Consider the following 22,481-nt stretch of genomic DNA (forward strand, 5'->3'; position numbering starts at 1 on the left):
GCGCCCGGGCCGCGCCGCGCGACGGAGACCGCTGGCGCCGGAGGACGAGGGCCGCACCCGGGCGGTCGGGCCTACTCGCCCGGCCAGCGGGGCGTGCGCTTCTCGTTGAACGCCGCCACGCCCTCCGCGCGGTCCCCCGAGAACGCCACCGACCGCCACGCCGCGTCCTCGACCTCGAGGCCCGCCCGCAGGTCGAGGCCGTGCCCGAGGCGCAGCGCGCGCTTGGCGGCGCGCAGGCCCACGGGTGAGTTCGCGGCCATCCGGGAGGCCAGCTCCAGGGCGTCCTCCCGGTCCCGGCCCTCCTCCGCCAACTGGTCCACGAGCCCCAGCTCGCGCGCCTCCCCGGCCGCCACCCGCCGCGCCGTGAACACCAGCTCGGCCGCGCGTGCCGCCCCCACCCGGCGCGGCAGCAGCTGCGTACCACCGCCGCCGGGGATCACGCCCACCGACACCTCCGGCAGCCCCACCACGGCCGTGGGGTCGGCCACGATCACGTCGCAGGACAGCGCCAGCTCGAACCCGCCGCCCAGCGCGAACCCGTGCACGGCCGCGACCGTCGGCTGCGGCAGTTCGAGCACCGCCGTGTACGCCCCCCGCGTCACCGGCCGCTGGCGCAGCAGATCGGCGTCGGAGAAGGTGTTGCGCTCCTTCAGGTCCGCCCCGACGCAGAACGCCCGCTCGTGGGTCGAGGTCAGCACCACCACCCGGACGTCGCGGTCCTCGCCCAGCGCCGCGCAGGCCGCGCTCAGGGACCGGGCCATGGCGGTCGAGACGGCGTTCATGGCCTTCGGCCGGTCGAGCGCGAGCTCCGCGACATGCCCGTCCCCGTGCCGCCGCACCAGGACGAACTCTCCGAACCGCTCCTCGCTCATGACACCCTCCGGTTAACGCGTGTTAACAAGTCGACCGCCCGATCATCGCAGGCGGGCCCGCGCGGGGGAAGCCCGGACGCGCCACTCCCCGCACCGACCCCCGCCCACCCGTTCGAGTGACATACGGCCGACCGGCCCACCCCGGCCGACGGCAGACCGTAGCCTCGCTCCGCCACGGCGCAGCGGGGGCGCGTGCGCACCGGGGAGGGACCATGACGACGACCAGCACACCGACGACCGGCGGTCCGGCCACCGGCACGGCCACCGACGTACGGACCGAGCCCCGGTCCGCGTGGTGGCGCCGCGGCCGGCACCGCAGACCCCGCCCCCGCAAGGTACTGCTGGTCGCGGGCGGCCTCGCCCTGGCGGCCGCCGCCCTGAGCGTCGTACGCCTGCTGCCCGAGCCGGGCGGTGACGGAGGCGTCGGCTACGGCGCCGAGGCGGCACCGCGTGTGGACGGCGGCCGGGACACGGCCCCGGACGACCGGGCGACGGCGTCCACCGCCACGGGCGCCGACGGCGGGACGCCCGGGGCGAGCCCTTCGGCGACGTCTGCCATGGGCGGCCTGAGCGGCTCCCCCGAACCGGGCCTCATACCCGATCTCGTACCGGACCCCGCCGCGAGCGGCCCACCGGCCCCGCTCCCCGCCTCGACGACCGGGCCGGGCGCTCAGGGCGCCCCGGACGCCTCCGAGGGCGGGCGGCCGGGGGAAGGGCGGGAACAGGAGCGGGAAGGCGAGGGAGAGCGGGATCGCGCCCCGGGCAGCCCGCAGCCGTCGCGTTCCGACCGGCCCGCGCCGCACTCCACACCGCCGGCCCCGCCACCGGGCCACAGCACGCCGTCGGCCCCCGCACCGGCGCCGGAACCCGACGACCCGGGCCTGTGCGTGCCGGTCATCGGCCTCTGCGTCGACCTGCTCGGCGGCTGAACACCCCGCCTCCGCGCCCGGCGTTCTACGCTTCCCCGCCGCCGTCGCCCCGGCGCGTGAGCAGCCACGGCTCGACCACGCCCAGACCGCGCACCGGACGCTGCCACATCGGCTGGAGCGCGAAGCGGTACACCGGCGGCTCCTCGCCCTCCTTCTCCGCGGCGGCCGCTTCCTCGGCGGCCGCGGCCTCCGAGGCGGGGGCGTCCCCGGTGCGGATCAGCTCCTCCGCGAAGGCGGAGTCGACGAGCACGGCGTCCTTGGGCGCTATCGAGGTGAGCCGTGAGGCCAGGTTGACGGTGGTGCCGAAGACATCACCCATCCGGGTGGTGACCGTGCCGAAGGCGATGCCGACGCGCAGCTCCGGCATGGTCTCGTCGTGGGCCATCGTCTCGACGAGGAGCAGCGCGATCTCGGCGGCCGTACCGGCGTCGTCGGCGGCGTAGAGCACCTCGTCGCCGAGGGTCTTGACCAGCCGTCCGCCGCGCGCGGCCACCAGGTCGGCGGAGGTGGTCTCGAAGGCCTCGACCAGCTCGCCGAGCTCCTCCTCCTCCATCCGCCGGGTCAGCCGCGTGAAGCCGACCAGGTCCGCGAAGCCGACCGCGAGCCGCCGGTCCACCATCTCCTCGTCGTCCCCGGCCTGGATGACCCGGCCGGCCGACGCGGCGAGCTGGCGCCGCCAGACGTAGACCAGGAACTCCTGCAGCTCGGGCAGGAGCAGTTCGACGATGGGATACGTCACCTCGGTGCGCGTCATCCCGGGCTCGGGGGGCTCGGTCAGGCCCTCCAGGAAGGAGTCGATCTGCCACTCGGCCAACCGGGCGGTGGTCTGCCCCGTGGACCGGGCGACCTGGACGGCCATCGCCTCGCTGAGCAGCCCCGCCTCCACCAGACCGGCCAGTCGCCTGAGGGCGAGGACGTCGGCCTCGGTGAGCGCCTTGGCCTGACCGATGTCGGCGAACCCCATGGCCCGCCAGAACCGCGAGGCCAGCTCCATGGAGACGCCCGCGCTGCGGGCGGCCTGGAAGGGCGTGTACCGGCGCTCGGCGCCCAGGATGAGCCCCTCCAGGCGTAGCGCGAGGGGGTCCTCGCCGGGGTCGGCGGAGTCCGGGGCGGGCTCGGGGTCCACCCGGCCGTCCCCGTCCGCGCCGGAGCCGGTGTCGTCGACGGTCACGCCTGTTGCCCTTCCGATCTTCCGCGGTCAGGTTCGACCGGCCCCAACTTTACGTCAGGTGTGCCCCAGCTCACTCCCGTGCGTCCAGCTCCGCACGGGCCCCGGGGCCGCGGTCCTCGCGCGGCCCCTGCCCCCGACCCTCCCCCGCATCGGGGCTCACGCCAACCGCAGGTGCACGATGTCGCCCGCCCCCACCGGCTCCTGCACCCCCGCCTCCGTCGCCAGCACCAGCCGCCCGTCGCCGTCCACGGCCACCGCCTCCCCCACGAGCGACCGATCGCCGGGCAGCTCGGCCCGCACCATGCGCCCGAGGGTCGCGCACCCCGCCGCGTACGTCTCCTGGAGCCCGCTGGCCGCCGGGTCGCCGCCGGCCTCGCGCCAGCGCCCGTACCAGTCCTCCAGCGACCGCAGCACCCCGCGCAGCAGCGGGTCCCGGTCGGTGTTGGCGGCCCCGGCCAGCGCCAGCGACCCGGCCCGCGCGACCGGCAGCTCCCCGGCGCGGAGCGAGACGTTGATGCCGACGCCGATGACGACGCCGTCGGGGCCGGCCCGCTCGGCCAGGATGCCGCCGGCCTTGCGCTCCTCGTCGCCGACGGTCACCAGCAGGTCGTTGGGCCACTTCAGAGCCGTGTCGACGCCGGCCACGCGGGACAGGCCGGTCGCCACGGCGACGCCGGTGAGCAGCGGCAGCCAGCCCCAGCGGTCCACGGGGATCTCGGCGGGCCGCAGCAGTACGGAGAAGAAGAGCCCGGAGCGCGGCGGCGCCGTCCACTGCCGGTCCAGGCGCCCTCGTGCGGCGCTCTGCTCCTCGGCGACGAGGACGACACCCTCCGCCAGGTCGCCCTCGGCGGCCCGGGCCACGAGGTCGGAGTTGGTGGACCCGGTGCGCTGCACGACATCCACCTGCCGCCACAGGCCTCCCTCCCGCACCAGGCCCCGGCGCAGGGACACGCTGCTGAGGGGCGGCCGGTCCAGGTCGGACCACCGGCCGTTCGAGGCGTCGTTCGAGGCGTCGTTCGGGGAGTCGGAGGAATCTCGGGGCGTCATGCAACCCACCCTAGGTGTGGGAAACACCGCACTGCCGATCGGAAGGGCCCCTACTACTCTACGAACGAGTAACCGTCCCCCCTTTTGAGCAGGCAGGGAGCCGCATCCCGATGTCCGAGCCGGAAGAGCAGCAGCCCGACATCCACACGACCGCGGGCAAGCTCGCGGATCTCAGGCGCCGTATCGAGGAGGCGACACACGCCGGCTCCGCACGCGCCGTCGAAAAGCAGCACGCCAAGGGCAAGCTGACGGCTCGTGAACGCATCGGACTCCTCCTCGACGAGGGTTCCTTCGTCGAGCTGGACGAGTTCGCCCGGCACCGCTCCACCAACTTCGGCCTGGACGCCAACCGCCCCTACGGCGACGGCGTCGTCACCGGCTACGGCACCGTCGACGGCCGTCCCGTCGCGGTCTTCTCCCAGGACTTCACCGTCTTCGGCGGCGCGCTGGGCGAGGTCTACGGCCAGAAGATCGTCAAGGTGATGGACTTCGCGCTGAAGACCGGCTGCCCGGTCGTCGGCATCAACGACTCGGGCGGCGCCCGAATCCAGGAGGGCGTGGCCTCCCTCGGCGCCTACGGCGAGATCTTCCGCCGCAACACCCACGCCTCCGGCGTGATCCCGCAGATCAGCCTGGTCGTCGGCCCCTGCGCGGGCGGCGCGGTGTACTCCCCCGCGATCACCGACTTCACGGTGATGGTCGACCAGACCAGCCACATGTTCATCACCGGGCCCGACGTCATCAAGACCGTCACCGGCGAGGACGTCGGCTTCGAGGAGCTGGGCGGCGCCCGCACCCACAACTCCACGTCGGGCGTGGCCCACCACATGGCGGGCGACGAGAAGGACGCCGTCGAGTACGTCAAGCAGCTCCTGTCTTACCTGCCGTCCAACAACCTCTCCGAACCCCCCGCCTTCCCGGAGGAGGCGGACCTCGCGGTCACGGACGAGGACGCGGAGCTGGACACGATCGTCCCGGACTCGGCGAACCAGCCGTACGACATGCACACCGTCATCGAGCACGTCCTGGACGACGCCGAGTTCTTCGAGACCCAGCCCCTCTTCGCGCCGAACATCCTCACCGGCTTCGGCCGGGTCGAGGGCCGCCCGGTGGGCATTGTCGCCAACCAGCCGATGCAGTTCGCCGGGTGCCTGGACATCACCGCCTCCGAGAAGGCGGCCCGCTTCGTGCGCACCTGCGACGCCTTCAACGTGCCCGTCCTCACCTTCGTGGACGTCCCCGGCTTCCTGCCGGGCGTGGACCAGGAGCACGACGGCATCATCCGCCGCGGCGCCAAGCTGATCTTCGCGTACGCCGAGGCCACGGTCCCGCTGATCACGGTCATCACCCGCAAGGCCTTCGGCGGCGCCTACGACGTCATGGGCTCCAAGCACCTGGGCGCCGACCTCAACCTGGCCTGGCCCACCGCCCAGATCGCCGTCATGGGCGCCCAGGGCGCGGTCAACATCCTGCACCGCCGCACCATCGCCGAGGCCGGTGACGACACCGAGGCCACCCGGGCCCGCCTGATCCAGGAGTACGAGGACGCCCTCCTCAACCCCTACACGGCGGCCGAGCGCGGTTACGTCGACGCGGTGATCATGCCGTCCGACACCCGCCGCCACATCGTCCGCGGCCTGCGCCAGCTGCGCACCAAGCGGGAGAACCTGCCCCCGAAGAAGCACGGCAACATCCCCCTGTAAGGAGCCGCTGTGACCATCAAGGTCGTACGGGGCAACCCCACCCCGGAAGAACTCGCCGCCGCCCTGACGGTGGTCCGGGCCCGCGCGGCGACGGCGGCCGCCGAGCCGTCCACCACCGACCGCCCGCACGACGCCTGGTCGGACCCGTCCCGCATCGCAACCCACCGGCTGCCCCACCCCGGCCCGACGGCATGGGGCCGCACCTACTGGCCGACCTGAGGCTGGTCATCCCAGGGGCGCGGGGAACCGCGCACTCCAGCTGCAACCCCGCGCCCCAAATTAGGTACCCGTACTCAAGCCCCGCCCCCCGGCCAAGCCCCACGCTAGTGACATGCTGTGGTCCGACCCCGAGAACGAGCCGCCCAAGGAACTGCGCGACACGCAGGCCATGCTGCGGCGGCTGAGCCTCTTCCTGGCGTTGGCCATGGTCCTCGCGATGATCGTCCTCGGCCTGGGGTGAGCCGCCCCGGCCCCGGTGGCTAATGTGACCCCATGACTGCTGCCCGGCCCCGCCGCCGACTCGTCCTCGCCTCCCAGTCCCCGGCCCGGCTCGGCCTGCTGCGCCAGGCCGGGCTCGCCCCCGAGGTACTGGTGAGCGGCGTCGACGAGGAGGCCGTCACCGCCCCCACCCCCGCCGAGCTGGCCCTCGCGCTGGCCGAGGCCAAGGCGTCCGTGGTGGCCGCGAAGCCCGAGGTGCACGGCGCCCTGGTGATCGGCTGCGACTCGGTGCTCGACCTGGACGGCCAGGCGCTCGGCAAGCCCGCCGACGCCGAGGAGGCCACCGCCCGCTGGAAGGCGATGCGCGGCCGGGCGGGCACGCTGCAGACCGGCCACTGCGTCTGGGACACCGCCTCCGGCCGCCACGTCTCGGCGATCGCCTCCACCGTCGTCCGCTTCGGCGAGCCGACCGACGACGAGATCGCCGCCTACGTGGCCTCCGGGGAGCCCCTGTACGTCGCGGGGGCATTCACCCTGGACGGCCGCTCGGCGCCGTTCATCGACGGCATCGACGGCGACCACGGCAACGTGATCGGCCTCAGCCTGCCCCTGCTGCGGCGGCTCCTCGCCGAGCTCGGGACCGGCATCACGGAGTTGTGGGCGCCGGCGGAGAGCTGACCGGGGAGCCGTCGTCGCCCTTGCCGCCGTCCTCGGGCCGCGGCCCGGACGCGGCGGGCTCCTCGCGCGCGTCGTACGTCATCAGGAGCAGCACGATGAGCCCCAGTACGACGATCATGAAGACGAAGGCGCCGGGCCCCACCAGCCCCCAGGTGAAGGCGCCGAGCAGTCCGTGCACCACGGCGGCGCTGATCAGCAGAACCCGGCCGAGCCCCGCGGGAGCGCGGTCGCGCACCGCCACGAGCAGCGCGACCAGGCCGCACAGCGCGAAGTACAGCCCGAAGACGACCCCGCCGATCTTCGAGGAGACGGACATCATGTCCGGGTCGAGACCGGCGAGGGACATGTCCTGCCGGTCGACGACGATCGCCAGGAACCAGTTGAGCGCCGCGACGCCGACCGCCTCCACGAAGAGCACGACCGCCACGACCCACGCCACCGGCCTGCGCACTGTCACCGGTCCCCACCCACTTCCGACCGCTGCCGCACAGGACAGCTGTTACCCCAAGTACGTTCGAGACTCCAGGAACGCTACTAACGAGTAATGCGCACCACAAGGGTTCCGGCACGAGCAAAGAATCATTGGGCCATTAGTAGGGACTCCACAAAGAAACCGAGTGGCCCGCAGCACGCTCTTACAGAGACCTTGACCACACAGGAGGGCTAGGGTTTCCCCCAGGAGTCCTGCGCAGGGCGGTACTACAAGGGCTTTCGCGGCTCGAGCGAGCCTCGAATCACGCTCCGTGTGGGCAAGCTCACCATTGGGGACGGGTCGAAGTGCCGTGTCGGCAGTCCCTAAACTCGGCTTGTTTCAAGGAGGGAGCCTCAATCGTGCGCAAGGTGCTCATCGCCAACCGTGGCGAAATCGCTGTCCGCGTGGCCCGGGCCTGCCGGGACGCCGGGATCGCGAGCGTGGCCGTCTACGCGGACCCGGACCGGGACGCATTGCATGTCCGCGCCGCTGATGAGGCGTTCGCCCTGGGTGGTGACACCCCCGCGACCAGCTATCTGGACATCGCCAAGGTCCTGAAGGCCGCGCGCGAGTCGGGCGCGGACGCCATCCACCCCGGCTACGGATTCCTCTCCGAGAGCGCGGAGTTCGCGCAGGCGGTCCTGGACGCGGGTCTGATCTGGATCGGCCCGCCCCCGCACGCCATCCGCGACCTGGGCGACAAGGTGGCGGCGAGGCACATCGCCCAGCGGGCCGGCGCCCCCCTGGTCGCCGGCACCCCCGACCCGGTCTCGGGCGCGGACGAGGTCGTGGCCTTCGCGAAGGAGCACGGCCTGCCGATCGCGATCAAGGCGGCGTTCGGCGGCGGCGGCCGCGGCCTGAAGGTCGCCCGCACCCTGGAAGAGGTCCCGGAGCTGTACGACTCCGCGGTCCGCGAGGCCGTGGCGGCCTTCGGCCGCGGGGAGTGCTTCGTCGAGCGCTACCTGGACAAGCCCCGCCACGTGGAGACCCAGTGCCTGGCCGACCAGCATGGCAACGTGGTCGTCGTCTCCACCCGTGACTGCTCCCTGCAGCGCCGTCACCAGAAGCTGGTCGAGGAGGCCCCGGCCCCCTTCCTGTCCGAGGACCAGCTGGCGGAGCTGTACGCGTCGTCGAAGGCGATCCTGAAGGAGGCCGGCTACGTCGGCGCCGGCACGGTGGAGTTCCTGGTCGGCATGGACGGCACGATCTCCTTCCTGGAGGTCAACACCCGCCTGCAGGTGGAGCACCCGGTCACCGAGGAGGTCGCCGGCATCGACCTGGTCCGGGAGATGTTCCGCATCGCCGACGGCGAGGAGCTGGGCTACGACGACCCGGTTCTGCGCGGCCACTCCTTCGAGTTCCGCATCAACGGCGAGGACCCCGGCCGCGGCTTCCTGCCCGCCCCCGGCACCGTCACCCGCTTCGACGCGCCCACCGGCCCGGGCGTGCGCCTGGACGCCGGCGTCGAGTCCGGATCGGTCATCGGCCCGGCCTGGGACTCCCTGCTGGCGAAGCTGATCGTCACCGGCCGCACCCGCAAGGAAGCCCTCCAGCGGGCGGCCCGCGCCCTGGACGAGTTCACGGTCGAGGGCATGGCCACCGCCATCCCCTTCCACCGCACCGTCGTCCGCGACGCGGCCTTCGCCCCCGAGCTGACCGGCTCCACCGACCCGTTCACGGTCCACACCCGGTGGATCGAGACGGAGTTCGTCAACGAGATCAAGCCCTTCACCGCGCCCGCGGACACCGAGGCGGACGAGGAGAGCGGCCGGGAGACCGTCGTCGTCGAGGTCGGCGGCAAGCGTCTGGAGGTCTCCCTCCCCTCCAGCCTGGGTATGTCCCTGGCCCGCACCGGTCTGGCGGCCGGCGCCCGCCCCAAGCGCCGGGCGGCGAAGAAGTCCGGCCCGGCGGCCTCCGGCGACACCCTCGCCTCCCCGATGCAGGGCACCATCGTCAAACTCGCCGTCGAGGAGGGTCAGGAAGTCGCGGAGGGCGACCTGATCGTCGTCCTCGAAGCGATGAAGATGGAACAGCCGATCAACGCCCACAAGTCGGGCACGGTCAAGGGCCTGGGCGCCGAGGTCGGCGCCTCGATCACCTCCGGCGCCCCGATCTGCGAGATCAAGGACTGAGCGGCACCCGCACCACGCAGGGGCGCCCGGCGGACCACCTCACGCGGTCCGCCGGGCGCCCCTGTCACTGCCCGGCGGACAGGGAACGCAGGAGGCTTCGGAGCCCGTCCTACCGGCGCCGCAGGTCGGCGACGCGCGCCCGTTCCGCCCCGCCGTTCTGCTCGCCGAGGGCGGTGGCCGACCGCAGCCCCGCCGCCGCACCCGGAACCTGTCGGCGTGGCCCCGGAAGCGGCACGTCCCGGCGCTGCTGACGTGCCACGGATTCACCTCCCGAGGCCCCCGGTGTCCCGCTGCCGTTCACCGCACCACCCCCCGAGGACCCGGCCACGGCGATCTGCACACCCTGGTCGGCCAGGGCCTGGAGCTCGGTGGCGGCGCGGTCGTCGTGGGCCGGCGACTCGTCGGTGACCAGACGGGTGATGACGTCGGTGGGCACGGTCTGGAACATCGTGTCCGTACCCAGCTTGGAGTGGTCGGCGAGGACGACGACCTCGGCCGCGGCCTGGACCAGCGCCCGGTCGACGGACGCCGACAGCATGTTGGACGTGGACAGCCCCCGCTCGGCGGTCAGCCCGCTCCCGGACAGGAAGGCCTTGGAGACCCGCAGCCCCTGCAGGGACTGCTCGGCCCCCGACCCCACCAGGGCGTAGTTGGACCCCCTGAGCGTGCCTCCGGTCATCACCACTTCGACCCGGTTGGCATGGGCAAGGGCCTGGGCCACCAACAAGGAATTGGTGACGACGGTCAGCCCGGGCACCCGCGCGAGCCGACGTGCCAGCTCCTGCGTCGTAGTACCCGCGCCCACCACGATGGCTTCGCCCTCTTCGACGAGGCCCGCGGCGAGATCGGCGATGGCCGTCTTCTCGGCGGTCGCGAGATGGGATTTCTGCGGAAAGCCGGACTCTCGCGTGAACCCGCCCGGCAGTACCGCACCGCCGTGCCGGCGGTCGAGGAGTCCTTCTGCCTCCAGTGCGCGCACGTCCCGCCGTACGGTCACTTCGGAGGTCTGGACGACGCGGGCGAGCTCACGGAGCGACACGGCCCCGTTCGCTCGCACCATTTCGAGGATCAATTGGCGACGTTCTGCAGCGAACACGAAACTGACAGTAACCCCAACGACCGTCTGCTTTCAGCAGTATGCGCCGAATAACAGAAGTTGTTCGCATGCCACCACCGGAAGTGGTATACGCGCCTACCCCGGCCGCCTATGCCGCCCGCAAGCGCCGCGACTCCCCGTGACCGGCGGGGAGTCGATTCCGGCCGCGCCCGCCGGACTACTGCTCCCCGCCGGCCTTCCGGGTGTGCAACTGCCGTGCCACCTCCGCGATCGACCCCGAAAGCGAGGGATACACGGTGAAGGCGTTGGCGATCTGCTCGACCGTCAGGTTGTTGTCGACGGCGATCGAGATGGGATGAATGAGCTCCGAAGCACGCGGCGCCACAACGACACCACCCACCACGATCTCGGTCCCGGGCCGGCAGAAGATCTTGACGAAGCCGTCCCGGATGCCCTGCATCTTGGCGCGCGGGTTGCGCAGCAGCGGCAGCTTCACCACCCGGGCGTCGATCTTGCCGGCGTCCACGTCGGCCTGCGAGTACCCGACGGTGGCGATCTCGGGGTCGGTGAAGACGTTGGCGGACACGGTCTTCAGGTTCAGCGGAGTGACGGCGTCGCCGAGGAAGTGGTACATGGCGATCCGCCCCTGCATGGCCGCCACCGAGGCCAGCGCGAAGACGCCGGTGACGTCACCGGCGGCGTACACACCGGGAGCCGAGGTCCGCGAGACCCGGTCGGTCTTGATGTGCCCGGAGTCCTTGAGCCGGACTCCCGCCTCCTCCAGCCCCATCCCCTCCGTGTTGGGAATGGCGCCGACGGCCATCAGGCAGTGCGATCCGCCGATGACCCGCCCGTCCGACAGCGTCACCTCGACCCGGTCCCCGACCCGCTTGACGGACTGGGCCCGCGACCGCGACATGACGTTCATCCCGCGCCGCCGGAACACGTCTTCCAGGACGGCCGCCGCGTCCGGGTCCTCGCCCGGCAGCACCCGGTCCCGCGACGACACGAGGGTGACCCGCGACCCGAGCGCCTGATAGGCCCCGGCGAACTCGGCACCGGTGACACCGGACCCGACCACGATGAGCTCTTCGGGCAGCTCCTCCAGGTCGTACACCTGGGTCCAGTTCAGGATCCGCTCCCCGTCGGGCCGCGCGTCCGGCAGCTCCCGCGGATGCCCACCCGTGGCGATGAGCACCGCGTCGGCGGTCAGCGTCTCCTCGCTCCCGTCGGCGGCCCGCACCACGACCTTGCGCGACCCGTCGAGGGCCTGCATGCCCTCCAGCCGCCCGCGCCCGCGCACGACCCGCGCACCCGCACGGGTCACGGAGGCGGTGATGTCGTGCGACTGCGCCAGCGCGAGCCGCTTCACCCGCCGGTTGACCTTGCCCAGGTCGACGCCGACCACCCGGGCGGCCTGCTCCATGGGCGGGGTGTCGTCGGCGACGATGATCCCCAGCTCCTCGTAGGAGGAGTCGAAGGTGGTCATCACCTCAGCAGTGGCGATGAGGGTCTTGGACGGCACGCAGTCGGTCAGCACCGACGCCCCGCCCAGACCGTCGCAGTCGACGACGGTCACCTCCGCGCCGAGCTGAGCGGCCACCAGCGCCGCTTCGTATCCGCCGGGTCCGCCACCAATGATCACGATCCGAGTCACGTACTCCATTGTCCCGCACCCTTCAACGACCGGCCGCCCGGGGCCACCACCGTTACCAGAACGGCGCGTACCCTTCCCCCCATGTCGCTCTACGCCGCCTACGCCGGCAACCTCGACGCGCGGCTGATGACCCGCCGCGCCCCGCACTCGCCGCTGCGCGCCACCGGCTGGCTGAACGGGTGGCGGCTGACCTTCGGGGGCGAGCACATGGGCTGGGAGGGCGCACTCGCGACCCTCGTGGAGGACCCGATCTCCCAGGTCTTCGTCGCCCTCTACGACATCGCCCCGATGGACGAGGACTCCCTCGACCGCTGGGAGGGCGTGGGCCTGGACATCTACCGCCGCACCCGCGTACGCGTCCACACCCTGGACGGCGAGGAGGGGGCCTGGACCTACGTCCTGAACGCCTACGAGGGCGGCCTGCCCTCGGCCCGCTACCTGGGCGAGATCGCGGACGCCGCCGAATCGGCCGGCGCTCCCCACGACTACGTCATGGAACTCCGCAAACGCCCCTGCTGAGAGCGCCCCCTGTCAAAACCTCCAACCCAAAAACCACCATCCCGTGACCTCCGCCATCTACGCGCGTAGCCACAAACCGGCTACCCTCTTCGGCGTGAACGCATCTCTTCTTCCGGACGACATCCAGGGCGACCCCTACACCGCCGCCGACGCCGCCGCGGCCCGCCTGCGCGAACTCACCGGCGCCGAGACCCACGACGTCGCCCTCGTGATGGGCTCCGGCTGGGCACCGGCCGTGGACGCACTGGGCGCCCCCGAGGCCGAGCTCAAGGTCACCGACCTGCCGGGCTTCCCCAAGCCCGCGGTGGAGGGGCACGGCGGCAAGATCCGCTCGTACTCCATCGGTGACAAGCGCGCGCTGGTCTTCCTGGGCCGCACCCACTACTACGAGGGCCACGGCGTGGCCGCCGTCTCCCACGGCGTCCGCACCGCCGTCGCCGCCGGCGCCAAGACGATCATCCTGACCAACGGCTGCGGCGGCCTGCGCGAGGGCATGCGCCCCGGCCAGCCGGTCCTGATCAGCGACCACATCAACCTCACCGCCACCTCCCCCATCGTCGGCGCCAACTTCGTCGACCTCACCGACCTCTACTCCCCGCGCCTGCGTGCGCTGTGCAAGGAGGTCGACGCCACGCTGGAGGAGGGCGTCTACGCCCAGTTCCCCGGCCCGCACTACGAGACCCCGGCCGAGATCCGCATGGCCCGCGTCATCGGGGCCGACCTGGTCGGCATGTCCACGGTCCTCGAGGCGATCGCGGCCCGCGAGGCCGGTGCGGAGGTGCTGGGGATCTCCCTGGTCACCAATCTCGCCGCGGGCATGACGGGCGAGCCCCTCAACCACGAGGAGGTCCTCCAGGCGGGCCGCGACTCCGCCGCCCGCATGGGAACGCTGCTGACCCAGGTCTTGGGCCGCCTGTAGGGGCCCGCTGCCCCCTCCCGGCGCGGGTGCGGGTGGGCCCACCGGCCCGGGGCTACCCGGTCACCCGGCGCGGGTGCGGGCGCAGGCGGGGTGCGCGGCCCGGCGTTGCGGGGTGCCGCTGCGCCCACCCGTGCCGCCCCAGCGGCACGACTGCCCGCAGTGAGGGGGCGTGGCGGCTGCCCGCAGCTGGGGCGGCGGGGCGACTGCCGGCAGCGATGGCGGGGACGGTGTTGCGGACTGCCCCGCAGCTAGAGGGCGGGGAGCCGCGTACGGCGCGTATGGGGCAGTGGCGTGGGGCGGCCCGCAGGCGCGTACGGCGAGGAGGGGGCGGGTCGGGGGGTGTCCGCCCGCAGCGGTTGGCGCGTCAACAGGGTTCACTTCTGTGGCCGACCGATTCCGCGCCGTTCCGAGGACGGACACCCCCCGGCACGCCCCCGACCCACCCACCGAACCCGAGGCGCAACGCGCACCCCCACCCCACCCGCACCGGCGCCGCAGGCACCCCGCACCCCCACCGAACCCCGCACAGGCGCCGCAGGCATCCCGCACCCGCACCGGCACCGCAGGCATCCCGCACCACCACCCACCCACACCCGAGAGGCTGACCGACGTGCAAGACGCGAACGACGACGACCTCCTCGCACGAGCCAAGGCATGGCTGGCCGAGGACCCCGACGCGGACACCCGCGCGGAACTCGCCCGCCTCATCGACGCCGAGGACCACGCCGAACTCACCGCACGCTTCTCCGGCACCCTCCAGTTCGGCACCGCGGGCCTCCGCGGCGAACTCGGCGCCGGCCCGATGCGCATGAACCGCTCGGTCGTCATCCGCGCCGCCGCCGGCCTCGCCGCGTACCTGAAGAAGCAGGGTCACCCCAACGGCCTGGTCGTCGTCGGCTACGACGCCCGCCACAAATCAGCGGACTTCGCCCGCGACACCGCAGCCGTCATGACCGGCGCCGGCCTGAGGGCGGCCGTACTCCCCCGCCCCCTCCCCACCCCCGTCCTCGCCTTCGCGATCCGCCACCTCGGCGCCGTCGCCGGCGTGGAGGTCACCGCCAGCCACAACCCGCCCCGCGACAACGGCTACAAGGTGTACCTCGGCGACGGCTCCCAGATCGTGCCCCCGGCCGACGCCGAGATCGCCGCGGAGATCGACGCCGTACGCTCCCTCCACGACGTCCCCCGCCCCACCACCGGCTGGCAGACCCTCGCCGACGACGTCCTCGACGCCTACCTCACCCGCACGGACGCCGTCCTGGCCCCCGACTCCCCCCGCACCGCCCGCACGGTCTACACCGCGATGCACGGCGTGGGCAGGGACACCCTCCTCGCCGCCTTCGACCGGGCCGGCTTCCCGCGGCCCACCCTCGTCGCCGAGCAGGCCGACCCCGACCCGGACTTCCCCACCGTCGCCTTCCCCAACCCGGAAGAGCCCGGCGCGATGGACCTCGCCTTCGCGACGGCGCGCGCGACCAGCCCCGCCCCCGACCTGGTCATCGCCAACGACCCGGACGCGGACCGCCTGGCGGTGGCCGTACCCGACACCACGGCCGCCGAGGGCTGGCGCATGCTGCGGGGCGACGAGGTGGGCGCCCTCCTCGCCGCCCACCTGGTCACCCGCGGAGCGACCGGCACGTTCGCGGAGTCGATCGTGTCGTCCTCCCTCCTCGCCCGCATCGCCGCGAAGGCGAACGTCCCCCACGTCGAGACGCTGACCGGCTTCAAGTGGATCGCCCGCGTGGAGAACATCAGGTACGGCTACGAGGAGGCCCTGGGCTACTGCGTCGACCCGGAGGGCGTCCGCGACAAGGACGGCATCACCGCGGCCCTCCTGATCACGGAACTGGCCTCGACCCTCAAGACCCGGGACCGCACCCTCCTGGACCTCCTCGACGACATCGCCGTGGACCACGGCCTGCACGCCACCGACCAGCTCTCGGTCCGCGTGGATGACCTGTCCCTGATCGCCGCCGCGATGCACCGCCTGCGCGACCAGCCCCCGACGACCCTCGCGGGCCTCCCCGTCGCCAAGGCCGAGGATCTCACCCGGGGCACGGACACGCTGCCGCCCACGGACGGCCTGCGCTACACGCTCGACGGCGCCCGGGTGATCGTCCGCCCGAGCGGCACGGAGCCCAAGCTGAAGTGCTACCTGGAGGTGGTCGTCCCGGTCGCCACGCACGCCGACCTCCCGACGGCCCGGTCGAAGGCGACGGACCTGCTGACCGCACTCAAGCGCGACCTGTCGACAGCAGCCGGCATCTGACGAAACCGGGGGCCCGCAGGGGCCCCCGGACGACACTCACCGCCGGACACTCACCCACCCGCCGGAGGAGCCCCACCCGACCCGCGGGAGGAGCCCCACCCGCCCGTCGGAGGACACTCACCCGACCCGCCGCAGAACTCCCACCCGACCCATCGCAGGACACTCACCCGCCCGTCGGAGGACTCCCACCCGACTCGTCGCAGGACACTCACCCGACCCGTCGGAGGACTCCCACCCGGACCGGCCGCAGGACACCCCCCGACCCGCCGGAGCAACCGTCACCCCACCCCGAGCAGCACCGCCAGCGCGACCGCCCCGACCACCACCGGCACGACGATCTCGTAGGCCCACCGCACCGTCACCTCGCCCTTGGAGCTCGCGGCGTCCTTCCGCGCCTCCCACAGCTCGCGCAGCTCGTCCATGATCTTGTCGCCCTGCGCCCGCACCGGCCCGTCCGCCTCGACGGCCGTGGCCCCCGACCCGTCGGTCCGCGCACCGAGCTGCAGCTGCCCCATGCCGCCGAGCATGCCGCGCCCGCGACCGCCACCGGCACCCCCGGCGCCCCCGGCGCCCCCGGCCGCCCGCCGGTCCTCCCGCCGCGCGGCCTTCTTGCGCCCGCGCAGCGAGACGGGAATGGACCACAGCTGGTACTTGCCGCCGCCCTCGGCGAAGACCTCGTTGGAGTAGGCGGACCGGAAGGACCCGACCTCCCCCCACGGGAGCACGATCACGCGGAACGGGTTGCGCACCCGCAGCCGGTCGTCGTTGGCGAAGACGGCGGGCCGCACGGTGTAGGCGGCGACGAGCGGCACGAGGAAGACCAGCACCGCGAGCGCCTTCCAGCGGGTGTTCCCCTCCCCCGCGACCAGGGCGTCGATGCCGAGCCACAGCGCGAGGGCGAGCACCAGCACGCCTCCGGCGATGCCTGCGGGCGAGCGGTAGACCCGGTCCTTGGACACGGGTGCCGACGGCTGCGGCGAGGGTGACTGCGGCTCCGGGGTCGTCATGCAGCCGATTGTGCACGACAGCCCGGCGGACGCTCACATGCGGTGCCGTTCCACCGAACCCGCCCTCGGGGCTGTACAGACCGCTACGCGCGTAGATATGCTCACCTGGTGACCATGCCCACCACTGCACCCGCCGCACAGGGCCCCGTGAACGGCCCCGCACACGGACTCGCCGACGTCACCGCGTCCGACAGCACGCTGCGCCGCTTCCTCCACGGGTTGCCCGGCGTCGACACGGTCGGCCTGGAGGCGCGCGCCGCCTCCCTCGGCACCCGTTCCATCAAGACCACCGCGAAGGCGTACGCCCTCGACCTGGCCATCTCGATGGTCGACCTGACGACGCTGGAAGGCGCGGACACCCCGGGCAAGGTCCGGGCGCTCGGCGCGAAGGCGGTCCGTCCCGACCCGACCGACCGCACGGCCCCCGCCACCGCCGCCGTCTGCGTGTACCCCGACATGGTGCCCACCGCGAAGGAGGCCGTCGCCGGTTCCGGCGTGAAGGTCGCCTCGGTGGCCACCGCCTTCCCGGCCGGCCGCGCCTCGCTGGCCGTCAAGCTGGCCGACGTGCGCGAGGCCGTGACGGCGGGCGCGGACGAGGTCGACATGGTCATCGACCGCGGGGCCTTCCTCGCCGGGCACTACATGAAGGTGTACGACGAGATCACCGCCGTGCGCGAGGCGTGCGGCACGTCGGCCCGCCTGAAGGTCATCTTCGAGACCGGCGAGCTGTCGACGTACGACAACATCCGGCGCGCGAGCTGGCTCGGCATGCTGGCCGGGGCGGACTTCATCAAGACGTCCACCGGCAAGGTCGCCGTCAACGCGACGCCCGCCAACACGCTCCTCATGCTGGAGGCGGTCCGCGACTTCCGCGCGCAGACCGGTGTCCAGGTCGGTGTGAAGCCGGCCGGCGGCATCCGCACCGCGAAGGACGCGATCAAGTTCCTGGTCCTGGTCAACGAGACGGCGGGCGAGGACTGGCTGGACAACCACTGGTTCCGCTTCGGCGCCTCCTCGCTCCTCAACGACCTGCTGATGCAGCGCCAGAAGCTGGCCACAGGCCGTTACTCCGGCCCCGACTACGTGACGGTGGACTGATCGACATGGCACCCGCACCCACCCCCTCATCCTCATCCTCATCCTCATCCGCACCCGCGTTCGAGTACGCGCCGGCACCCGAGTCCCGCGCGGTCGTCGACATCGCCCCCTCCTACGGCCTGTTCATCGACGGCGAGTTCACCGAGGCGGCCGACGGCAAGGTCTTCAAGACGGTCTCCCCCGCCACCGAGGAGGTCCTCTCCGAGGTCGCCGAGGCCGGCGAGGCGGACGTCGACCGCGCCGTGAGGGCCGCCCGCAAGGCCTTCGAGAAGTGGTCGGCACTGCCCGGCGCGGAGCGCGCGAAGTACCTCTTCCGCATCGCCCGCATCATCCAGGAACGCAGCCGCGAGCTGGCCGTCCTGGAGACCCTGGACAACGGCAAGCCCATCAAGGAGACCCGCGACGCCGACCTGCCCCTGGTGGCGGCGCACTTCTTCTACTACGCGGGCTGGGCCGACAAGCTCGACCACGCCGGCTACGGCGCCAACCCCCGCCCCCTGGGTGTCGCGGGCCAGGTCATCCCCTGGAACTTCCCCCTCCTGATGCTGGCGTGGAAGATCGCCCCGGCCCTCGCGACCGGCAACACGGTGGTCCTGAAGCCCGCCGAGACGACCCCCCTCTCGGCCCTGTTCTTCGCGGACATCTGCCGCCAGGCCGGTCTCCCCAAGGGCGTCGTCAACATCATCACCGGCGACGGCCGCGCCGGTGCGGCCCTGACCGCGCACCCGGACGTGAACAAGGTCGCCTTCACCGGCTCCACGGCGGTCGGCAAGCAGATCGCGCGCACGGTCGCGGGCACCCGCAAGAAGCTCACCCTGGAACTGGGCGGCAAGGGCGCCAACATCGTCTTCGACGACGCCCCGATCGACCAGGCCGTCGAGGGCATCGTCAACGGCATCTTCTTCAACCAGGGTCAGGTCTGCTGCGCGGGCTCCCGCCTCCTGGTCCAGGAATCGATCCACGACGAGCTGCTCGACTCCCTGAAGCGCAGGCTCGCCACCCTCCGCCTGGGCGACCCCCTGGACAAGAACACGGACATCGGCGCGATCAACTCCGCCGAGCAGCTGGCCCGTATCACCGCCCTCGCCGACCAGGGCGAGGCGGAGGGCGCCGAGCGCTGGTCCCCGGCCTGTGAACTCCCCTCCTCCGGGTACTGGTTCGCCCCGACGCTCTTCACGAACGTCACCCAGGCGCACACCATCGCCCGCGACGAGATCTTCGGCCCGGTGCTGTCGGTCCTCACCTTCCGCACCCCGGACGAGGCCGTGGCCAAGGCCAACAACACCCCGTACGGCCTGTCGGCGGGCATCTGGACGGAGAAGGGCTCGCGCATCCTGGCGGTCGCGAACAAGCTCCGTGCGGGTGTGATCTGGTCCAACACGTTCAACAAGTTCGACCCGACGTCGCCGTTCGGCGGCTACAAGGAGTCGGGCTTCGGCCGCGAGGGCGGCCGCCACGGCCTGGAGGCGTACCTCGATGTCTGAGCGACTCAGCGTGCTGAAGACCTACAAGCTGTACGTCGGCGGGAAGTTCCCGCGTTCCGAGAGCGGCCGGGTGTACGAGGTGACCGACGCAAAGGGCAAGTGGCTGGCGAACGCCCCCCTCTCCTCCCGCAAGGACGCCCGTGACGCGGTGGTCGCCGCGCGCAAGGCGTTCGGCGGCTGGTCCGGCGCGACGGCGTACAACCGCGGCCAGATCCTCTACCGCGTCGCCGAGATGCTGGAGGGCCGCCGCGACCAGTACGTCGCGGAGGTCGCCGACGCGGAGGGCCTGTCGAAGTCGAAGGCGGCGGCCCAGGTGGACGCCGCGATCGACCGCTGGGTCTGGTACGCGGGCTGGACCGACAAGATCGCCCAGGTGGTCGGCGGCGGCAACCCGGTCGCGGGCCCGTTCTTCAACCTGTCCTCCCCGGAGCCGACCGGCGTGGTCGCCGTCCTGGCCCCGCAGGAGTCGTCGTTCCTGGGCCTGGTGTCCGTCGTCGCCCCGGTCGTCGCGACCGGCAACACGGCGGTGGTGGTGGCGTCGGAGAAGTCCCCCCTCCCCGCGCTCTCCCTCGGCGAGGTCCTGGCCACCTCCGACCTCCCCGGCGGCGTGGTCAACGTCCTCTCCGGCCGTACCGCGGAGATCGCGACGCCGCTCGCCGCGCACCAGGACGTCAACGCGATCGACCTCACGGGCGCCGACGAGACGCTGGCGAAGGAGCTGGAGATCGCGGCGGCGGACAACCTGAAGCGCGTCCTGCGTCCACAGCCTGTGGACGACGTCGACTGGTCGGCGACCCCGGGCACGGACCGCATGACGGCGTTCCTGGAGACGAAGACGGTCTGGCACCCGACGGGCGCACTGGGCGCGTCGGGTTCGTCTTACTGACCGCCACCGACTGGGCCGCGGTTCCTCCCCGTCCGGGGGAGCCGCGGCCCTCCCGGGTCACTCACTCACCCGAGCACGGCATCAGTTCCGGTTTCCTCGGCGCGGTCTTCCGGCCCGTCAGCGGGGCCAGATCCTTCATATACATGTCCGACCACTCCGTTCCGGCCAGGATCTCCTTCAGCCCCGAGCACACCTTGCTCTTCAGGAGAGGATCGCCCTGCCGCATCGCCACCCCGTAGGGCTCCGTGCCCGCGCCGCTGGGCAGCAGTTTCAGATGCTTCGGATCGTTCCGGGCGTACCCGGCGAGGAGTACGTCGTCCGAGGCGACCGCGTACACGCTCGACTGCCTGTCCAGCAGCCTTTCCACGCACTCCTTGTAGGTGTCGGGCTGCCACTTCCCGGTGGTGTACCCCTCCTGCTGCAGCCTGCCCGCGTACGTGGAATCCCGCGCCGTGCATACCTCGACCTGGTTCTTCTCCACGTCGGCGGCTTCGTTGAGTTCGTATTTCGCGGAGTTCTTGCGCACGAGGAGGCTGCTGCCCGCCTTGTAGTAGGGGCCGACGAAGGTGATGCCGTCCTTCTTCTCGCGCTCGGGCGTCATGCTGTACGAGGCGATGACCAGGTCCACTTCGCCGTTCTTCAGCTTGCTCGCCCGGTTGGCCGTGGTCACGCCGTAGAAGTCGACCTGCTCCTTGCCGTAACCCAGTTCGGCGGCGAGGGCGTAGGCGATGTCGATGTCGAAGCCGGTCCACACGTCGGTCTTCTTGTTGTGGAGGCTCAGGCCGGGCTGGTCCTCCTTGGCGCCGATCGTCAGCCTCTTCTTGGCGGCCCGCCACTGCTCCCACGCCTGCTCCGCGTCCCCCTTGCCGGTGCCCGCACCCTGCGCGGCGGAGGCGTCGTCCTGCTCGCCCCCGGATCCGCCGCCGTGCGAGGCGAGCCAGCCGCCCCCGGCCAGCAGCACGACGCACGCGGCAGCCGCCGCCACCTTCCAGCCGCGGCGCGACGCCGCCGGTGGGGCCTGGGCCGGAACATCTCCGAAAGGACCGCCTGTGGACGGGGCGGCTTTGGGAACGCCTCCTTCGGCGGTCGAGGCAGCGGAGACCGCGGAGGAGGAGACCTCGGGTGCCGGCGCCGTCTCCGCCGGCCGGGGCTCTGACGCGGGCTCAGAGGGCGGCGGCGTGGGTCCGGCCATGGGCGGGTGTGCGGGGGTGGCGGCCCGGGCGCGGGCCGGCGTGTCCGGGTCCGCGAGGACGTCCCGGAGCATCTCCTCCGCCGCAGCCGCGTCCGGGCGCCGGTCGGGGTCCGTGATCAGCAACCGCTGGATGACCGGGCCGAGGGGACCGGCGTACCGGAGGAGCGGGTCGGGCGACTGCTGGATGTTCGCCTGCACCTCCCAGACCTCGTTGCCGCCGAAGGGCAGGCGTCCCTCGACCATCTCGTACAGGGTGACGCCCAGCGCCCACAGGTCGGAGGCGGGCGTGGGGCCGGGGGAGGCGGCGGCGAAGAGTTCGGGCGCCAGGTAGGGCGGCGTGCCGATGATGCCGCCGTGCCGGGTGACCCGGTCCGCGCCCTCGAAGGTGGCGATGCCGAAGTCCACCAGAACCACCTGGCCGCCGTCCCGTACCAGGACGTTGCCCGGCTTGACGTCGCGGTGCAGGACCGACGCCTCGTGGACGGCCCGAAGGCCCTGGGCCATCTGGAGGCCGATCTTCGCGGCTCGGGGCACGCCGAGGACTCCGTCACGTTTCAACAGGTCGGCCAGCGACCGCCCTTCGAGCAGCTTCATCACGATCCAGACCTGGTCGGCGGTCTCGATCTGGTCGTGGACCGTCACCACGTTCTGGTGCTCGATCTTGGCGAGGGCCTCCGCCTCGCGACGGGCCCGCTGCACCGCCGCCTGCTGCGTGTCCGGGGTCATGGCCCTGCGGTCCAGGAGCCCCTTCACGGCGACGAACCGGCGCAGCCGCCGGTCGAGGGCCTTCCAAACCTCGCCCATTCCGCCGCTGCCGATCGGCTCCAGCAGCTCGTAGCGGCCCTCGATCACCATGTGGGGGGCCGAAGCACGCTCCTCGGGACGCCCGTCGGCACTGCCACCGGTCCCTTTGATTCCGTCGTCGTTGTGCACCCGGCCCCCCCTGGCACC

Annotated in this window: 20 protein-coding genes; 12 read left to right on the top strand and 8 right to left on the bottom strand. The window is 72.5% G+C overall.

The window, feature by feature from the left end:
- Window positions 1–71: 71 nt before the first annotated feature.
- Window positions 72–872: an enoyl-CoA hydratase-related protein gene (locus D1J63_RS13555; protein WP_125629079.1), complete on the bottom strand. Its 801-nt coding sequence runs from the start codon at window positions 870–872 to the stop codon at window positions 72–74.
- Window positions 873–1,084: 212 nt separating this feature from the next.
- Here D1J63_RS13555 and D1J63_RS13560 point away from each other — a divergent pair, with 212 nt between their 5' ends.
- The gene (locus D1J63_RS13560) at window positions 1,085–1,801 is read left to right on the top strand and encodes a hypothetical protein (protein ID WP_240798723.1); all 717 of its coding nucleotides are present in this window, start codon (window positions 1,085–1,087) and stop codon (window positions 1,799–1,801) included.
- A 25-nt stretch (window positions 1,802–1,826) separates the two neighbouring features.
- Here D1J63_RS13560 and D1J63_RS13565 read toward each other — a convergent pair whose 3' ends face one another.
- Window positions 1,827–2,972 carry an adenylate/guanylate cyclase domain-containing protein gene (locus tag D1J63_RS13565; RefSeq protein WP_102927716.1) on the bottom strand — a complete coding sequence of 382 codons (1,146 nt, stop codon included), beginning with the start codon at window positions 2,970–2,972 and terminating at the stop codon, window positions 1,827–1,829.
- 156 nt (window positions 2,973–3,128) lie between these two features.
- On the bottom strand, window positions 3,129–4,019 hold the full coding sequence (locus D1J63_RS13570; RefSeq protein ID WP_125629080.1) for a biotin--[acetyl-CoA-carboxylase] ligase: 891 nt from the start codon (window positions 4,017–4,019) through the stop codon (window positions 3,129–3,131).
- A 110-nt stretch (window positions 4,020–4,129) separates the two neighbouring features.
- Between D1J63_RS13570 and D1J63_RS13575 the strand changes: the two genes are divergently transcribed.
- From D1J63_RS13575 to D1J63_RS13590, 4 genes are all read left to right on the top strand, one after another.
- Window positions 4,130–5,722 (top strand): acyl-CoA carboxylase subunit beta, encoded by a 1,593-nt coding sequence (locus D1J63_RS13575; RefSeq protein ID WP_125629081.1) that lies wholly within the window; start codon window positions 4,130–4,132, stop codon window positions 5,720–5,722.
- Between the two features lie 9 nt (window positions 5,723–5,731).
- Window positions 5,732–5,941 (top strand): acyl-CoA carboxylase subunit epsilon, encoded by a 210-nt coding sequence (locus D1J63_RS13580; RefSeq protein WP_125629082.1) that lies wholly within the window; start codon window positions 5,732–5,734, stop codon window positions 5,939–5,941.
- A gap of 112 nt (window positions 5,942–6,053) precedes the next feature.
- Window positions 6,054–6,182: a hypothetical protein gene (locus D1J63_RS37550; RefSeq protein WP_061442840.1), complete on the top strand. Its 129-nt coding sequence runs from the start codon at window positions 6,054–6,056 to the stop codon at window positions 6,180–6,182.
- A 32-nt stretch (window positions 6,183–6,214) separates the two neighbouring features.
- Window positions 6,215–6,838 (top strand): nucleoside triphosphate pyrophosphatase, encoded by a 624-nt coding sequence (locus tag D1J63_RS13590; RefSeq protein ID WP_125629083.1) that lies wholly within the window; start codon window positions 6,215–6,217, stop codon window positions 6,836–6,838.
- On the opposite strand, the gene D1J63_RS13595 is transcribed toward D1J63_RS13590, so the two are convergent.
- Entirely contained in the window at window positions 6,807–7,295 is a 489-nt protein-coding gene (locus D1J63_RS13595) for a hypothetical protein (RefSeq protein ID WP_125629084.1), read from the bottom strand. The two genes, D1J63_RS13590 and D1J63_RS13595, sit on opposite strands and share 32 nt — an antisense overlap.
- Window positions 7,296–7,669: 374 nt before the next feature.
- On the opposite strand from D1J63_RS13595, the gene D1J63_RS13600 reads away from it, so the two are divergent.
- Complete coding sequence (locus tag D1J63_RS13600) at window positions 7,670–9,442, top strand: biotin carboxylase N-terminal domain-containing protein (protein ID WP_125629085.1); 1,773 nt, start codon at window positions 7,670–7,672, stop codon at window positions 9,440–9,442.
- Between the two features lie 109 nt (window positions 9,443–9,551).
- On the opposite strand, the gene D1J63_RS13605 is transcribed toward D1J63_RS13600, so the two are convergent.
- The gene (locus tag D1J63_RS13605; RefSeq protein WP_102927709.1) at window positions 9,552–10,538 is read right to left on the bottom strand and encodes a DeoR/GlpR family DNA-binding transcription regulator; all 987 of its coding nucleotides are present in this window, start codon (window positions 10,536–10,538) and stop codon (window positions 9,552–9,554) included.
- 178 nt (window positions 10,539–10,716) lie between these two features.
- Window positions 10,717–12,165, bottom strand: a complete 1,449-nt coding sequence (locus tag D1J63_RS13610; protein WP_164420534.1) for an NAD(P)H-quinone dehydrogenase — start codon at window positions 12,163–12,165, stop codon at window positions 10,717–10,719.
- A 72-nt stretch (window positions 12,166–12,237) separates the two neighbouring features.
- Here D1J63_RS13610 and D1J63_RS13615 point away from each other — a divergent pair, with 72 nt between their 5' ends.
- From D1J63_RS13615 to D1J63_RS13630, 3 genes are all read left to right on the top strand, one after another.
- A complete protein-coding gene (locus D1J63_RS13615) occupies window positions 12,238–12,675 on the top strand; it encodes a gamma-glutamylcyclotransferase (protein ID WP_102927708.1) in 438 nt (145 codons plus the stop codon).
- A 94-nt stretch (window positions 12,676–12,769) separates the two neighbouring features.
- Entirely contained in the window at window positions 12,770–13,594 is an 825-nt protein-coding gene (locus D1J63_RS13620) for a purine-nucleoside phosphorylase (protein ID WP_125629086.1), read from the top strand.
- A gap of 610 nt (window positions 13,595–14,204) precedes the next feature.
- Window positions 14,205–15,863: a phospho-sugar mutase gene (locus D1J63_RS13630; protein ID WP_125629087.1), complete on the top strand. Its 1,659-nt coding sequence runs from the start codon at window positions 14,205–14,207 to the stop codon at window positions 15,861–15,863.
- A gap of 278 nt (window positions 15,864–16,141) precedes the next feature.
- Here D1J63_RS13630 and D1J63_RS13635 read toward each other — a convergent pair whose 3' ends face one another.
- Window positions 16,142–16,870 (bottom strand): PH domain-containing protein, encoded by a 729-nt coding sequence (locus tag D1J63_RS13635; RefSeq protein WP_125629088.1) that lies wholly within the window; start codon window positions 16,868–16,870, stop codon window positions 16,142–16,144.
- A 114-nt stretch (window positions 16,871–16,984) separates the two neighbouring features.
- On the opposite strand from D1J63_RS13635, the gene deoC reads away from it, so the two are divergent.
- From deoC to D1J63_RS13650, 3 genes are read left to right on the top strand one after another with little or no spacing between them, the layout of a single operon-like run.
- Window positions 16,985–17,968, top strand: coding sequence for a deoxyribose-phosphate aldolase (deoC, locus tag D1J63_RS13640; RefSeq protein ID WP_007444219.1), 984 nt, complete (start codon window positions 16,985–16,987; stop codon window positions 17,966–17,968).
- Window positions 17,969–17,973: 5 nt separating this feature from the next.
- On the top strand, window positions 17,974–19,452 hold the full coding sequence (locus D1J63_RS13645; protein ID WP_125629089.1) for an aldehyde dehydrogenase family protein: 1,479 nt from the start codon (window positions 17,974–17,976) through the stop codon (window positions 19,450–19,452).
- Window positions 19,445–20,338 (top strand): aldehyde dehydrogenase family protein, encoded by an 894-nt coding sequence (locus D1J63_RS13650; RefSeq protein ID WP_164712834.1) that lies wholly within the window; start codon window positions 19,445–19,447, stop codon window positions 20,336–20,338. Before D1J63_RS13645 ends, D1J63_RS13650 begins: the two co-directional genes overlap by 8 nt.
- 61 nt (window positions 20,339–20,399) lie before the next feature.
- On the opposite strand, the gene D1J63_RS13655 is transcribed toward D1J63_RS13650, so the two are convergent.
- On the bottom strand, window positions 20,400–22,463 hold the full coding sequence (locus D1J63_RS13655) for a bifunctional serine/threonine-protein kinase/glutamate ABC transporter substrate-binding protein (RefSeq protein WP_125629090.1): 2,064 nt from the start codon (window positions 22,461–22,463) through the stop codon (window positions 20,400–20,402).
- Window positions 22,464–22,481 lie beyond the last annotated feature (18 nt).

Source organism: Streptomyces sp. KPB2 (assembly GCF_003950055.1).
Lineage (GTDB): Bacteria > Actinomycetota > Actinomycetes > Streptomycetales > Streptomycetaceae > Streptomyces > Streptomyces salinarius.

Bases quoted from the DNA above. Each gene is read 5' to 3' on its own strand.
- D1J63_RS13555 (WP_125629079.1), bottom strand. From the start codon at position 872: ATGAGCGAGGAGCGGTTCGGAGAGTTCGTCCTGGTGCGGCGGCACGGG.
- D1J63_RS13560 (WP_240798723.1), top strand. From the start codon at position 1,085: ATGACGACGACCAGCACACCGACGACCGGCGGTCCGGCCACCGGCACG.
- D1J63_RS13570 (WP_125629080.1), bottom strand. From the start codon at position 4,019: ATGACGCCCCGAGATTCCTCCGACTCCCCGAACGACGCCTCGAACGAC.
- D1J63_RS13575 (WP_125629081.1), top strand. From the start codon at position 4,130: ATGTCCGAGCCGGAAGAGCAGCAGCCCGACATCCACACGACCGCGGGC.
- D1J63_RS37550 (WP_061442840.1), top strand. From the start codon at position 6,054: ATGCTGTGGTCCGACCCCGAGAACGAGCCGCCCAAGGAACTGCGCGAC.
- D1J63_RS13590 (WP_125629083.1), top strand. From the start codon at position 6,215: ATGACTGCTGCCCGGCCCCGCCGCCGACTCGTCCTCGCCTCCCAGTCC.
- D1J63_RS13610 (WP_164420534.1), bottom strand. From the start codon at position 12,165: ATGGAGTACGTGACTCGGATCGTGATCATTGGTGGCGGACCCGGCGGA.
- D1J63_RS13615 (WP_102927708.1), top strand. From the start codon at position 12,238: ATGTCGCTCTACGCCGCCTACGCCGGCAACCTCGACGCGCGGCTGATG.
- D1J63_RS13635 (WP_125629088.1), bottom strand. From the start codon at position 16,870: ATGACGACCCCGGAGCCGCAGTCACCCTCGCCGCAGCCGTCGGCACCC.
- deoC (WP_007444219.1), top strand. From the start codon at position 16,985: ATGCCCACCACTGCACCCGCCGCACAGGGCCCCGTGAACGGCCCCGCA.
- D1J63_RS13645 (WP_125629089.1), top strand. From the start codon at position 17,974: ATGGCACCCGCACCCACCCCCTCATCCTCATCCTCATCCTCATCCGCA.
- D1J63_RS13650 (WP_164712834.1), top strand. From the start codon at position 19,445: ATGTCTGAGCGACTCAGCGTGCTGAAGACCTACAAGCTGTACGTCGGC.